Raw genomic sequence first — 12,620 nt, 5'->3', positions numbered from 1 at the left:
CCCATCGCGGCCTGCTGGTGGGCGTGGACGGCGGCGGTCCTCGTTGCCGGGGCGAGGGCGGCGGCTGCGCGCTACACCGACTGAAGAGCAGGCAGTGGTCACTGCTGCGCGCGATCGGACATCCTGCCGCACTCGGGTCGGTGGAGGACCCCGGCCTGATCGTGGCTAGCGGTGGTGCGGCGGGTGGAGTGGCGGTGGTGGTGGCGGGAGGGTGGTCGTACTGGGTGCGGTCTCCGGCCAGACCAGTAGGACGGGGCAGGAGGCGTGGTCGACGATGAAACGGCCGGCGGGGCCGAGGCTGCGGGGTCCGAGGTGGGTGCGGTCGCCGTCGCGGGCGAGGATGAGCAGGTCGGCGCCTTCTGCGGCGGTCACGACTTCCCGTTCGACACGGCCCGAGCGTTCTTGTCGGGTACACGGTCGTCCCAGCCGCTCGGCCGCTCTGGCCAGGAGCTGTTCGGCGGAGGCGGCGGCCAGGTGTTCCACTGCGGTGCCGGGGTCGCGGTCGGGGCGTGCGCGGCCCAGCAGTCCGGCGTAGGCACCGTGCGCGGCCCCGGGCACCTCGTGGCCGGTGACGTGGAGCAGCACCAGGTCGGCGTCCGCGGGCACGTGGGTGCGGGCGGCGTCGACGCAGGCGGGCCAGGTGCCCTCCACGATCCAGACGATGACGGTCACGGTGTTCAGCCTCCGATCGCTTGGAGCGAGACCCACAGTGCCACCACCGCGAGCAGCAGGGAGGTGGGCACGGCGAACAGACCGAGTCGGGTGAACTCGCCCAGGTCCACGTCGGTGTCGTGTTCGCGCAGGATGCGCCGCCAGAGCAGGGTGGCCAGCGAGCCGGCGTAGGTCAGGTTGGGACCGATGTTCACCCCGAGGAGGACTGCCAGGACAGCACCCGGGCCGGTGGGGGCGGTCAGGGGCAGCAGGACCAGGACGGCGGGCAGGTTGTTGATGACGTTCGCCAGTACGGCCGCCAGTGCCGCGATGGCGAGGAGGGCCGGGAGCCCGGTGCCGCCGGGCACCAGGTGGCCCAGCGCGTCCGCGAGACCGTTGTCGACCACCGCCCGGACCACGATGCCCAGCGCCAGCACGAAGGCGCAGAACGGCAGGGCCGCGGCCCGGACGATCGCCGTGGGGGTGGTACGGCGCCGGGCCAGGGCGCGGGCCGCCAGGACGGCCGCGCCCGTGGCCGCCGCCCATGCCGGGTTGACGCCGACCGCCGAGGTCAGCACGAAGCCCGCCAGCGTGCCTGCCACCGTGAACAGGGCGAACAGCGGCAGTTCGCGGGGCTCTTCGGTGGGCGGGGCCTCGGCGCCCGCGTCCAGGTCGGTGGCGAAGAAACGGCGGATCACCACGTACTCGGCGCCGATGGCGACCAGCCAGGGCAGGAACATCAGGGCGGCGAAACGGGTGAAGGTCAGGCCGCTGGCGGCGAACGCCAGCAGGTTGGTCAGGTTGGAGACCGGCAGCAGCAGCGAGGCTGTGTTCGACAGGTGGGTGCAGGCGTAGACGTGCGGTTTGGCGCGGGCGCCGAGGCGGGCGGCGGTGGCGAACACCACCGGGGTCAGCAGCACCACTGTGGCGTCCAGGCTGAGGACCGCGGTGATCAGTGAGGCGGTCACGAAGACGAGGACCAGCAGGCGGTGGGGGCGGCCGGCCGCTCTGCGGGCCATCCAGGCACCGCAGGCGTGGAACAGGCCCTCGTCGTCACACAGCTGGGCCAGGACCAGGACGGCCGCGAGGAAGCCGATCACCGGGCCCAGCCGGGTGGCCTCGGCCGCCGCGTGGTCGAGCGAGATCACGCCGGTGGCGATGACCACCCCGGCGGCGGGGACGGCCACGACCGCCTCCGGCCAGCCCCACGGCCGGATCACCGCGCAGGCCAGCACCGCCAGGAGCAGGACGACGGAGAGTGCTTCTGCGAGTGAGGCGTTCAGGGTCTGAGCCTTTCCGGAGTGGAGTCCTGGCGCCGCAGCATGTCGAGCCGGGCAGCGGCACCGAGAAGTTCGGACCATCCAACTTCACCCGAGTTGATCAGGGACACCGCATGGACCACGTTGCCTCCTGGCCCGCAGCGACGGGCCGACGGCCCGATGGCCGTCTGCTCGTCCGCGTGCCCGTCTCGTCGTCGTAGCGAAACGGCAGCACCTTTACGACCAGGGCTGGAGCGATGGTTGGCCACTGCTTCAGGATGCTGCCACCGAAGTCGGCCATCGCCCACCTCACACGCTGGGTCCGGTTCACGCGCCGGGGAGGATCGCACCGGTTGGGCCGGTGCGGGACGAATGGGAGCGATGGCGGCGGGTGCGGGCGACGAGCAGCGGCTGGAAGAAGCCCGTCTCCTGCGGCATCCGCCACTCGGGGTCGACGAACCCGGCCTCGGCTGCGAGGCCGGCCAGTCGGTCCCGGCCGATCGCCCAGTAGGTGGTACGGCGGACCTGGACGCGCCATTCTCCGCCTGCCGGAAGGAGTTGGAAGTGCTCCAGGTCGTAGTGCTCGCCGTCGTCGTGCCAGTGCCAGAGCTGGAAGGTGACGGTTCGTTCTTCTCCGTCGGCGCCGTCGACGTTCCTGTGGACTTGTGGAGGCGTCGAGGCCGGGCGGTCGCGCAGCAGGTCGTCGTAGTGGCGTGTGCTGACCAGCAGCAGGCCGTCGGGGCGCAGCGCGCGGCGCATCTCGGCCAGGGCGGCGTGCACATCCTGCTCAGTGAGCAGGTGGGGCAGCGAGTTGTCGGCGCAGACGACCGTGTCGAACCGGCCGTCAGGAAACGGGAGGCGCCGCATGTCGGCGGCGGCCGTGCGCAGGCTCAGGTTCCGGCGGGCGGCCTCACGGGCAGCGCGGGCGGCGGCGCGGGGGCACAGGAGATCGAACTCCGGACCGAAGCTGCCCACACTCTTGACGAAGACCATAGAGGCCTCCGAGCGGAGCAGAATCGTGTGCCGCCGAACGGCAGAAGACGTTATGCGTGCTGTGCCGGTGACCACTGCCTCCCCCGCCCCTGTGCTGCCGTTCCCGCTGCCGACGCCCCAAGGCCGCTGGGCACGCCTCCCCCTGCCGTACGTAGCCACGCTGCCTCCGCCCTCCCCGGACGCCCAAGCGCTCGCGTTGGCCTCTACCGCGCAGCGGATTGGCTGCACGCCTGGCCGACAAGCCGTAAGGGTTGCGGGGCTTTCTCAGATCGCCGGAGCATTCATCGAGGCGCGAGTTGTGGCGGAGATGAGAATGCCGCGGGGCACCCGCGCTGCGGCGGCAAGGGCGCGACCCACCGGGTAGGCGCGGGCGCCTGCTGGGAGATCTCCGTGGCGCCCGCTGAGTACCACGTCGATGGAGCCCGTGGTGCTGTGCGGTTCTGTGGTTCGGTCCAATCGCCGAAGTGCTTGGCGGGCGACTGCCTCCGCGCTGTCGTACAGAGTGGTTCCGGTGGGCAGGCTCTGCAGAATCTCTTGTGCCACCAGGGGATAGTGCGTGCATCCCAGCACCACGGAGTCGCAATTCCGGGGAGTCCGCTCGGCCGCGTCGGTGATCGCCTCTGCGGCTGCGGCCATGTCTCCGTGGTCGATCGCCTCGGCCAGACCGGGGCATGCGACACGCGCGACAGGCCGACCGTTCGCGAAGTCCGCGATCAGGCGATCCTGGTAGTCACTCGCCGTGGTCCGGACGGTTGCCCACACGGCGATGCCCTGGCCGGCCACTGCGGCCGACTTCACGGCGGGCACGGTTCCGATCACAGGCACACGGGGTTCAAAACTCTCACGCAGAGCGTCGATCGCGGTGACGGTGGCGGTGTTACAGGGAACCACGATGGCCTCCGCACCTCGCTGGACGGCCAATTGGGCGGCACTGAACAAACGGTCCGTCACGAAGGAGGCGGTTCTCGATCCCCAGGGGGCGCCGTCGGGGTCCAGAAACAGAAGCAGATCGAGTTCCGGGGCGAGGTGGCGAAGCCATCCTGTGGTGGAAAGGAGGCCGAGCCCTGAGTCGATCAATGCCACCATCATGGAAGTCAAGCTACCAGCCGACCACTGGCGCAGATGGCGGTCCGTCACAGGCGGCGGTGGGGCGGGCCTCCCAGCGGTGAGTGGTCCGCGCGCAGTCGATCGCGGTGGGTCTCGAACAGATCGGCAAGTCTGTCGCGCTGATCCACCTGTCACCTTCCTCGGCTGCCAACCGTCACCACGACAGGAAGCACGGAACTGCGGGCGGCTCAGGAGGCCCGCACGAGCAGATGGGAGATCCTGCCGGTGGACGTTTACCAGGCGGTTGAGACTCGGCGGGCAGTGCGCGGGTTCACGGACGAGTCGGTCTCAAGGATGACACTCGAACGCGTCCTGGCCGCTGCCGCGCGGACGCCATCGGGCGCGAACATTCAGCCATGGCAGATCTATGTGCTCACCGATGCTCCCCTGGCCGAACTGAAGAAGCGCACCACCGAGCGCACTGCGATCGACGAACACGGGGATGAGCCGGAGTACCGGATGTATCCGCCGGATTTGAAGCCCCCCTACAGCGCACGACGTTCCGCTGCCGCGGGCCAACGTTTTGATGCGCTCGGGATCCACCGCGGGGACGCCCAGGCACGCCGGGAGGCCGTCGCCGCGAACTGGCAGTGTTTCGGAGCCCCCGTCCTGCTTCTCTGCTACATCGACCGCGACATGGGCTCGGCCCAGTGGGTCGACCTCGGCCTGTATCTGCAGACTGTGATGCTGCTGCTCCGCGCCGAAGGTCTGCACAGCTGCCCACAAATGGCGTGGTCGGTGTATCACCGAACCGTCGCCGAGGTCGTGTCGCCGCCGAAGGAGCTGATCCTTTTCGGCGGCCTGTCAGTCGGCTTCGAGGACGCGTCCGCGGCGTACGCCCGTATCGACCGCGCCCCACTCGCCGAGACCGTTACCTTCCTGGGCGGTGCGGGTTCTTAGCTGCGCAGCTTGTCGACCGCGTCGGCCACGCGATTCCCGAACCGGGTGGGTTTCATGGGTCGTCCGCGTTCAGCCCGTTCGAGGAGGGGTTGGCCCACGTCTCTTTCGAATCGGGTGAGCTGTGCTGTCAGGCAGCCTGTGCGGTGCCGCTGTCCGCGGCCCCAACGGAACGCACGCCACGGCGATGCCTGCGACAGTTCCGAGATATCCGCCGCCCCAGCCGGTGCCCGGTTCTCATGTCCGAGGCCCCTCGCCGCCCGCCGCCTGCCGCCCGCCGCCACAACCAATCCGTGATCGGAAGCATCAAAGCGAGCGCAATATCAACGGATGAGGCAACCGAAGGGCCACCGATCACAACCATCGGTTGTACCCATAGGATGTCGGCATGGACCTCGACACCATCCGGACCTTCGTCGCCGCCGCCGACGCGGGACAGTTCCGGGAGGCCGCCGCCGAGTTGGCGGTCACCCAGCAGGCCGTCTCCAAGCGCATCGCCGCGCTGGAGCGCAACCTCGGCGTGCAACTGTTCACCCGCACCCCGCGCGGCGCCGAGCTCACCATCGACGGGCAGGCGTTCCTGCCCCACGCGCGCGAGCTGCTGCGCGTCGGCGAGCGCGCGGTCACGTCCGTGCGCACCGGCCGCCGCCCGCTGCGCGTCGACGTCATCGCCTCGCGCAGCGCGCAGTCGGGTCTGATGCGTGGCTTCCACCGCGCGCACCCCGACATCGAGCTCGACGTGCTGATGCTGTTCGACATCGAGGCGGCCGTCGCCGCCATCCGGTCCGGTGCGATCGACGCGTCCTTCCGCGCCGTCGCCGTGCCCGGCCGGCCCCTTCCCGAGGACATCGAGTCCGTCCGGGTGCTCGACGAGCCGCTCCAGCTCCTCACCGGGCCCGCCCATGCGTTGGCGGGCGCCCGGTCGGTGACCGTCGCTCAGCTCGCCGGGCACCGGATCTGGATGCCCGGCATCGTCCCCGGCACCGAGTGGGCCGCCTACTACGACGACCTCGTCGCCGAGTTCGGCCTCACCATCGAGGCGACCGGCCCCAACTTCGGCTCCGACGCGCTCCTCGACACGATCGCCGACACCCCGGCCCTGGCCACCTTCATGGGCGGGCAGACCCGCCTCATCTGGCCCGCCGACCACGGCCTGCGCCGCATCCCGGTGACCGACCCGATGCCCGTCTACCCGCACTCGCTCCTCTGGCACCGCGACAACCCCCACCCGGCGCTGGCCACCCTCCGCGCCCACCTCGCCGCCACAGCGGCCGGCCACGACGCCGCCGGGACCTGGACGCCGGGCTGGGTGATTCCGCGCTGAACGCCGCCGCGTCTGCGGTCATCGCGGCCGGATCCACGGACGAGGTGCTCCCGGAGGAGGCGGTGGCCGAGCTCACCGGCGTGCGAGTCGCGGACCGGGTCACCACACGTCCGGGGATGCCGCCGTGTGGGCATCCGTACGTTCGTGTCCCGAGGACAGCCGACCGACGAGTTCCGCGGACCGGGTCCGGTATCGCGCCACCGATGCCATCTTGATCTCCTCGTAGCCGCGCACGGTGTCGGGCAGTGCGGCGATCTCGACGGCCAAACCGTGGCTGCCCTCGTCGAGGTTCCGGCAGACCTCGGTGATCGTGGCCTCGTACTCGACGACCAGGGCCCGTTCCGTACGCCGCACACGTGCCGCTCCGAAGGGGTCCAGGCGTGTGCCACGGAGCCTGCGCATCGCTGCGAGAGCTTGGAAGGCCGGCTTGAACCAGGGGCCGAGTTCGATCTTGCGAGTCATTCCGAGCGCCCGCAGTACGGGCGGATGGAGACGGTAGGAGATCCGCGCGCCGTCCCCGAAGCGGGCCTTCACCGCCCGCTCGGCCTCGGGGTCGAGGGAGAGCCGGGCCACCTCGTACTCGTCCTTGTACGCCATCAGCTTGTGCAGGTGTCTGGCCACGGCCTCGGTGAGTGCGGTCGAGCCGGGGACACGCTCGCCCTCTGTTTGACGTACCTGTTCGACGAAGCGTGCGTACCTCGTGGCGTAGGCGGCGTTCTGGTACGCGATGAGGTCCGGTACCCGGACTGCCAGGAGCCGGGCGAGCTCCGACCCGGGGGCGGCCCCGACCAGTTCGAGGGTGTGCCGGGCCTCGGCGGACAGACCGCGCCCCGGCTTCGGTGCGGCGGTGCGCCCCGCCAGGAGGCCGGCGAAGGCCTCGGGGTCGGCGACGGCCTGGCGGCCGAGACGGAACGCCTTGAGGTTGGCCTCGACCTTCACTCCGTTGAGGGTGATCGCCTCCTCGATGGCATGGACCGGCAGCGGCAGCGCACCGCTCTGGTAGGCCACGCCCGTGAGCAGGAGATTGGCGAACTGGTCCTCACCCAGCAGGTCATTGGCGAGCCGGCGCGCGTCGAGGAAGATCGCGTCCCTGGACTCCGCCCGGATCCGTTCCTTGAGCGGCTCGGCGGGCGGGAACGACACCTCCGGGTCGATCACCATCTGTCCCGTCGGGACCTCTGCCGTGGAAACGACCGCCACTGTTCGCACCGGGGTGGCCGTCGTCAGCTGTCCGGCTTCGGCGGCGACGAGCAGGTCACAGCCGAGGTAGAGATCGCACTCGTCCAGGGCCGCTTTACCGGCCTGTTCCGTCGCCTCCTTGGTGATCTTGATGTCGGAGACCACCGCGCCGCCCTTCTGGGCCAGGCCGGTCTGGTCGAGGGCCCGGACGTGCAGGCCCGCGAGCGAGGCCGCGGTGCTGAGGATCTGGGCGAGGGTGACCACGCCGGATCCGCCGACGCCGGTGATCCGGGTGGTGTGGGATGCCGGTACGACAAGCTCCGGATCGGGCAGGGCAGCGCCGTCCGGCATCGGGACGGGGGTGAAGGCGGGCTTTGCGTCGGCGGGGACGACGGTGAGGAACGCGGGGCAGTCCCCCGCCAGGCAGGCGTAGTCCTTGTTGCAGGAGGACTGATCGATCCGGGTCTTGCGGCCGAACTCGGTGTCGACGGGCTGTACGGAGAGGCAGTTGGACTGCTGTCCGCAGTCGCCGCACCCTTCGCACACCCGCTCGTTGATCATCACGCGTTCGGTGGGTTCGGGCACCAGGCCGCGCTTGCGCTTGCGTCGGAGCTCCGTCGCGCATTCCTGGTCATGGACGAGCAGGGTGACGCCGGGGGTACGGGCGAGCAGCTCCTGGGCCTCGGGCAGCCGGTCGCGGTGCCAGACGACGACGCCCTTCGGAAGCGTGACCTTCCGGTAGCGCTTGACGTCGTCGGTCGTGACGATGATCCGCTTGACGCCCTCCGCCAGGAGGCCTTGGGCTATCGCGGGCACGGGCATGACGCCGACGGGCTGCTGTCCGCCGGTCATGGCCACCGCCGAGTTGTAGAGCAGCTTGTAGGTGACGTTCACCCCGGCCGAGACCGCAGCGCGGATGGCGAGGCTGCCGGAGTGGTGGAAGGTGCCGTCGCCGAGGTTCTGGATCAGGTGGTCGCGTTCGAGGAACGGCTGCATGCCGATCCACTGGGCGCCCTCTCCGCCCATCTGCGTCATGCCGATCACGTCCCCGGCCTGGGTGGGGTCCATGAGCGTGACCATGGCGTGGCAGCCGATCCCGGCCCCGACGGCGGCGCCCTCGGGTGCCTTGGTCGAGAGGTTGTGGGGGCAGCCGGAACAGAAGTAGGGGGTGCGGGTGAGCAGCGGCAGGAGTGGCAGGGCCCTGCGCCGGGTCGTTGCCCGCACGGTCGCCAACCAGCTCTGTACGGTGGGGAATTCACCCAGTGCGTTCAGCGGGGGCGCGAGCCGCGCGGCAACGGTGTCGGGATCGAGTTCTCCGTCGAGGGGAAACAGGGCCGAACCGTCGGGTGCGCGCTTGCCGAAGACGGCCGGCCGGTCGCGGCGGCCGTAGAGCAGGTCCTTGAGGGCGGTCTCGATGACAGGCCGCTTCTCCTCCACGACGACGATGTGACGCAGTCCCCTCGCGAACCGTTCGACGACCGTGGGTTCCAGCGGGTGGATCATGCCGAGGTGCAGCAGGCGCACACCGCACCGCTCCAGTTCGGCGTCGTCGAGCCCGAGGATGCGCAGGGCCTGGCGGAGGTCGAGGAAGGTCTTGCCCGCCGCGACGATGCCGATGCGGTCGTCAGGACCCGTCCTGACGATTCGGTTGAGGTTGTTCGCGACGGCGTAGCGACGGGCGATCTCCAGCCGGGCGCCGTCCCGGCTGCGTTCCAGATCGCCGAGGACCGGCTGCACCATCCGGCTGCCCACGGTGTGGCGGTACGGCACTCCGTCGACCGCGAGGTCCGGAACGATCGGTGACACCCGTCCGGCGCTCACGTCGACGGTGCCGGAACCGTCCGCGACGGCCGTCACGATCTTCAGCGCCACCCACAGTCCGGATGCCCGGGACATCGCCACACCGTGCAGCCCGAAGTCGAGGGCTTCCTGCGGGTCGGACGGATAGAGCGTGGGCAGGCCCAGGTCGGCGAGGAGCAGCTCGGAGGCGCCGGGGACGGTCGACGACTTGGCGGCGGGATCGTCGCCGACCAGGGCCAGTGCGCCGCCGTCCGGGTGGGTGCCCATCAGGTTGTTGTGCCGGATGGCGTCCGAAGCGCGGTCGAGGCCCGGGGACTTGCCGTACCAGATAGCCGTGACGCCGTCGACGCGCTTGTCCGGCTGCGCCGAGGCGAGTTGGGTGCCCTGGACGGCCGTCGCCGCGAGTTCCTCGTTGACGCCGGGGCGGAAGACGATGTCGTACTCGTCGAGAAGGGAGCCGCAGCGCGCGAGTTCCATGTCGTATCCCGCGAGCGGCGAACCCTCGTATCCGGAGACGAATCCCGCCGTGTCGCGGCCCTCGCGACGGTCGGCGCGACGGATGTCGAGCGGCAGGCGGGCGAGAGCCTGGATGCCGGTGAGGTGAAGGGTGCCTTCTTCGCGTACGTATCGATCCTGGAGCGTGGGGCGGGAGCCGGTTGCTTTCTGGGGGTTCACCACTGCGTTCCTCCGGGTGGGCATCTGTGGTCGTCGGGGCGGACGAGGAGTCGGCCCGGTACGGCAAGGGCGGGCGCCCGAAACGGCCGTGTCGGCAGGGCGCGGCCGTGGTGCGCGTGTCGACTCCGGTCGGCGGCGGGCGGCGTTGGTCACCGGCGGGCGGTGCGGGCGGCGTTCGCCGGGGGCGGCGGCGCGGCCGGGACCAGTCGGCGTCGGCCGGAACTGTGGCATCCGTGCGGCAGGCGGGGCAGACCGAGGCCGTCGGACCCGGCCTTCCGGAAGCAAGGGCCGGGACCAGGGCCGGAGGGCGCCGGGCACGCGGCCCGGCGCCCCTCACGCGCCCCGCACCGGGCTAAGGGCTGTCCCGGTAAACCCCGGCGGGCGTGCGACGACGGCTACGGCACCTCGCCGCGTTGTCGGAACGCCCGAGTACATCCAGTATTCGGGCGTCCCTCCGCCTTGCGATGCACCGCATCCGACGCCGCACGCCGGCCCACCAGGGATTACGGGACGGCCCTCAGGCGGACCGCTCGGCGGCGTTGAACAGGGCGGCGAGTGCGGAGGCAGGGGATGATCCCTCGGCGCTGTGCCAAGCGATGTGGCCGTCCGGCCGGACGAGAAGGGCTCCGTCCTCACCGATCCCGAGCAGCTCGGGGCAGTGGCCGTCCGGGCTGGTGACGTCCCGGCCGATCACGACCGTCCGCTTCGCCACGCCCTCCCCGGTCGCCGCGAAGGCATCGGCCCAGTCGGTTCCCCCGGGTGCCGTGATGAGGGTGAAGCCCGGGATGAGGAGGTCGTGTGTGGACACCCGTTCCCCGTCACGTTCGATCCAGGCATGCGGAAGTCGTGCTCCGGGGACGGCGGTCGGTGTGTGGTCGGTGGCCGAGAGCGGGGCGTCGTCGGCGTGCCGGTCCGCTCCGTAGATGTATCCGATCTCTTGGTTGAGCGCGTCGAAGTGCGGGCGCTGCGGAGGAATGGCCTGCGCGATCCGTCGGCGTTCCGCCTCGGCGACTGCCGGGTCGGGGCTTTCGAGGCGGGCGGCGATCCTGGTCGTCTCGGGGCCTATGCCGACCTCGGCCATCCTGACGGCGTTGAGCATGCTGTGGCGGGCGTTGTCGACGGCGACGGGACGGCGTTCACGCTCGTAGCTGTCGAGCAGGGCGTCGGAAGCACCGTCCCGCAGCACGGCGGCGAGTTTCCAGCCCAGGTTGTCCGCGTCGGCGAGGCCGCTGTTCATCCCCAGGCCGCCGGTCGGCGGGAACTGGTGCGCCGCGTCGCCCACGAGGAACACACGGCCGCTGCGGTACGTCTCGGCGGTCCGGGCCGTCATGGTCCACGGCCCCACGGAGCGGATGTCCAGGTCGAGTTCGGTGGTTCCGACGGCGTCCCGGATGATCCGGGCGCACCGTTCGGGCGGGTAGTCCTGCGGTGATTCGACAGCCGGGTCGAAGCTCCGCTGGAAGGTCCACCGGCGAACACCGTCCATCCCGATGAGGAGCCCCGGGGAGGCACTGTTGATCAGCCAGACCAGCAGGGCGGGGTCCTCCCTCGTCCACGGGGACAGATCTCCGTGGAAGTAGATGTTCAGCTGGTGGCCGAGAACCGCGGAGCCGTCCATCGCGATGCCGAGCGTGTCGCGAAGGCCACCGGTCGCCCCGTCCGCCGCCACGGCGTAACAAGTGCGCAGGATCCGCCGCTCGCCCGCGCCTTCCACGGTGACGTCGACGTGATCGCCGCGGTCCGTCACCTCCACGACGGTGGTGCTGTAGTGCACGGTGGCCATGCCCTGGGCGAGGACCGCGTCGAGGAGGTGTTGCTGCACACGGTCCTGGGCGCAGGAGATGAGCTGCTCGGCGGAGGCGTGGATCCGGCGCAGGAGCTGGTCCTCCGGGCCTTCGAGGAGGTCGATCCGGCCCAGTGGTTCCCCGGCGAGGGTCTGTTTCCACAGGATGGTGCCGGCCGATACCGGATCGACCGCGTCCGCACGGACAGCGTCGGCGATGCCCCAGGTGCGGAACAGTTCCATGGACCGGGTGTTGACGACATGGGCCCGGGGGTGCGGATTGATCCCGTCGTACTGTTCGAAGACCACGCTGCGGACGCCGTGCCGGCCCAGGACGAGCGCGGTGGCGAGCCCCACGGGGCCGGCTCCGACGATGACGACCGGGGTGTCGATGCCGGTCATGCGCGCCTGACCAGTTCGGCGAAGGACTCGCCCGAGTCGAAGCGGCGCACCAGGTCGTCGGGGTCGAACGCGACGCCGATCGGATTGGCTTCGAAGGCTCCGGACCGGAACCACTCGTCGAGGGCTTCCTCGGTGGCGAAGTTGTCGATCTGGAGCTCGATGTGATTGCCGTCGGGGTCCTCGTAGTACATCGAGGTGGTCGGACCGTGGTTGATGCACCAGAAGGGGAGGATGCCGTCCCCCTTCAGCCGCTGGTACGTGCCGAGCAGATCGCCGATCGTGGCGTAGGTGAATGCCGCGTGGTGCAGACCGGTGTGCGCATCCGTCGGGCGCTCGGACGCTCCGGTGGCGACCAGCGCGACACGGTGGTGCTCGTCGTCGTAGGTCAGGAAGGCGAGGGCGTCGTTGGCGAAGGTGACGCGGCCTTCGAGGACGCGTATGTACCAGTCGGTCATGGGCGACAGGCAGCCGGTGCGCAGAACGATGTGGGCGAGTTTGTGCGGAGAAGCCATGGGGCGACGACCTCCTCGTCGAGGGCATGGCAGCCCTC

General features: G+C 70.5%; 9 protein-coding genes. 2 read left to right on the top strand and 7 right to left on the bottom strand.

The window, feature by feature from the left end:
- Nucleotides 1-165 precede the first annotated feature (165 nt).
- From ACFV8T_RS01535 to ACFV8T_RS01520, 4 genes are all read right to left on the bottom strand, one after another.
- Nucleotides 166-672, bottom strand: a complete 507-nt coding sequence (locus ACFV8T_RS01535) for a universal stress protein (RefSeq protein WP_385323266.1) — start codon at nt 670-672, stop codon at nt 166-168.
- Nucleotides 673-677: 5 nt separating this feature from the next.
- Complete coding sequence (locus ACFV8T_RS01530) at nt 678-1,934, bottom strand: SLC13 family permease (RefSeq protein WP_385323632.1); 1,257 nt, start codon at nt 1,932-1,934, stop codon at nt 678-680.
- A gap of 303 nt (nt 1,935-2,237) precedes the next feature.
- Nucleotides 2,238-2,903, bottom strand: coding sequence for a class I SAM-dependent methyltransferase (locus ACFV8T_RS01525; protein ID WP_385323264.1), 666 nt, complete (start codon nt 2,901-2,903; stop codon nt 2,238-2,240).
- 264 nt (nt 2,904-3,167) lie between these two features.
- The gene (locus ACFV8T_RS01520) at nt 3,168-3,992 is read right to left on the bottom strand and encodes a glutamate racemase (protein WP_385323262.1); all 825 of its coding nucleotides are present in this window, start codon (nt 3,990-3,992) and stop codon (nt 3,168-3,170) included.
- Nucleotides 3,993-4,235: 243 nt separating this feature from the next.
- Between ACFV8T_RS01520 and ACFV8T_RS01515 the strand changes: the two genes are divergently transcribed.
- Both ACFV8T_RS01515 and ACFV8T_RS01510 read left to right on the top strand, forming a co-directional pair.
- Nucleotides 4,236-4,910 (top strand): nitroreductase, encoded by a 675-nt coding sequence (locus ACFV8T_RS01515; protein WP_385323260.1) that lies wholly within the window; start codon nt 4,236-4,238, stop codon nt 4,908-4,910.
- A gap of 385 nt (nt 4,911-5,295) precedes the next feature.
- The gene (locus ACFV8T_RS01510) at nt 5,296-6,231 is read left to right on the top strand and encodes a LysR family transcriptional regulator (protein ID WP_385323258.1); all 936 of its coding nucleotides are present in this window, start codon (nt 5,296-5,298) and stop codon (nt 6,229-6,231) included.
- 99 nt (nt 6,232-6,330) lie between these two features.
- Here the strand turns inward: ACFV8T_RS01510 and ACFV8T_RS01505 are convergent, their stop codons facing one another.
- The 3 genes from ACFV8T_RS01505 to ACFV8T_RS01495 all read right to left on the bottom strand — a co-directional run bounded on the left by ACFV8T_RS01505 (nt 6,331) and on the right by ACFV8T_RS01495 (nt 12,582).
- A complete protein-coding gene (locus ACFV8T_RS01505; protein ID WP_385323256.1) occupies nt 6,331-9,885 on the bottom strand; it encodes an indolepyruvate ferredoxin oxidoreductase family protein in 3,555 nt (1,184 codons plus the stop codon).
- A 517-nt stretch (nt 9,886-10,402) separates the two neighbouring features.
- A complete protein-coding gene (locus tag ACFV8T_RS01500) occupies nt 10,403-12,070 on the bottom strand; it encodes an FAD-dependent monooxygenase (RefSeq protein WP_385323254.1) in 1,668 nt (555 codons plus the stop codon).
- Nucleotides 12,067-12,582, bottom strand: coding sequence for a VOC family protein (locus ACFV8T_RS01495; RefSeq protein WP_385323253.1), 516 nt, complete (start codon nt 12,580-12,582; stop codon nt 12,067-12,069). The genes ACFV8T_RS01500 and ACFV8T_RS01495 overlap by 4 nt, the downstream gene beginning before the upstream one ends.
- Between the last annotated feature and the right edge of the window lie 38 nt (nt 12,583-12,620).

Source organism: Streptomyces sp. NPDC059832, assembly GCF_042731715.1.
Classification (GTDB): domain Bacteria; phylum Actinomycetota; class Actinomycetes; order Streptomycetales; family Streptomycetaceae; genus Streptomyces.
This window is presented reverse-complemented; position numbering and strand designations above follow the sequence as displayed.

Bases quoted from the DNA above. Each gene is read 5' to 3' on its own strand.
- ACFV8T_RS01500 (WP_385323254.1), bottom strand. From the start codon at position 12,070: ATGACCGGCATCGACACCCCGGTCGTCATCGTCGGAGCCGGCCCCGTG.
- ACFV8T_RS01525 (WP_385323264.1), bottom strand. From the start codon at position 2,903: ATGGTCTTCGTCAAGAGTGTGGGCAGCTTCGGTCCGGAGTTCGATCTC.
- ACFV8T_RS01510 (WP_385323258.1), top strand. From the start codon at position 5,296: ATGGACCTCGACACCATCCGGACCTTCGTCGCCGCCGCCGACGCGGGA.
- ACFV8T_RS01495 (WP_385323253.1), bottom strand. From the start codon at position 12,582: ATGGCTTCTCCGCACAAACTCGCCCACATCGTTCTGCGCACCGGCTGC.
- ACFV8T_RS01520 (WP_385323262.1), bottom strand. From the start codon at position 3,992: ATGATGGTGGCATTGATCGACTCAGGGCTCGGCCTCCTTTCCACCACA.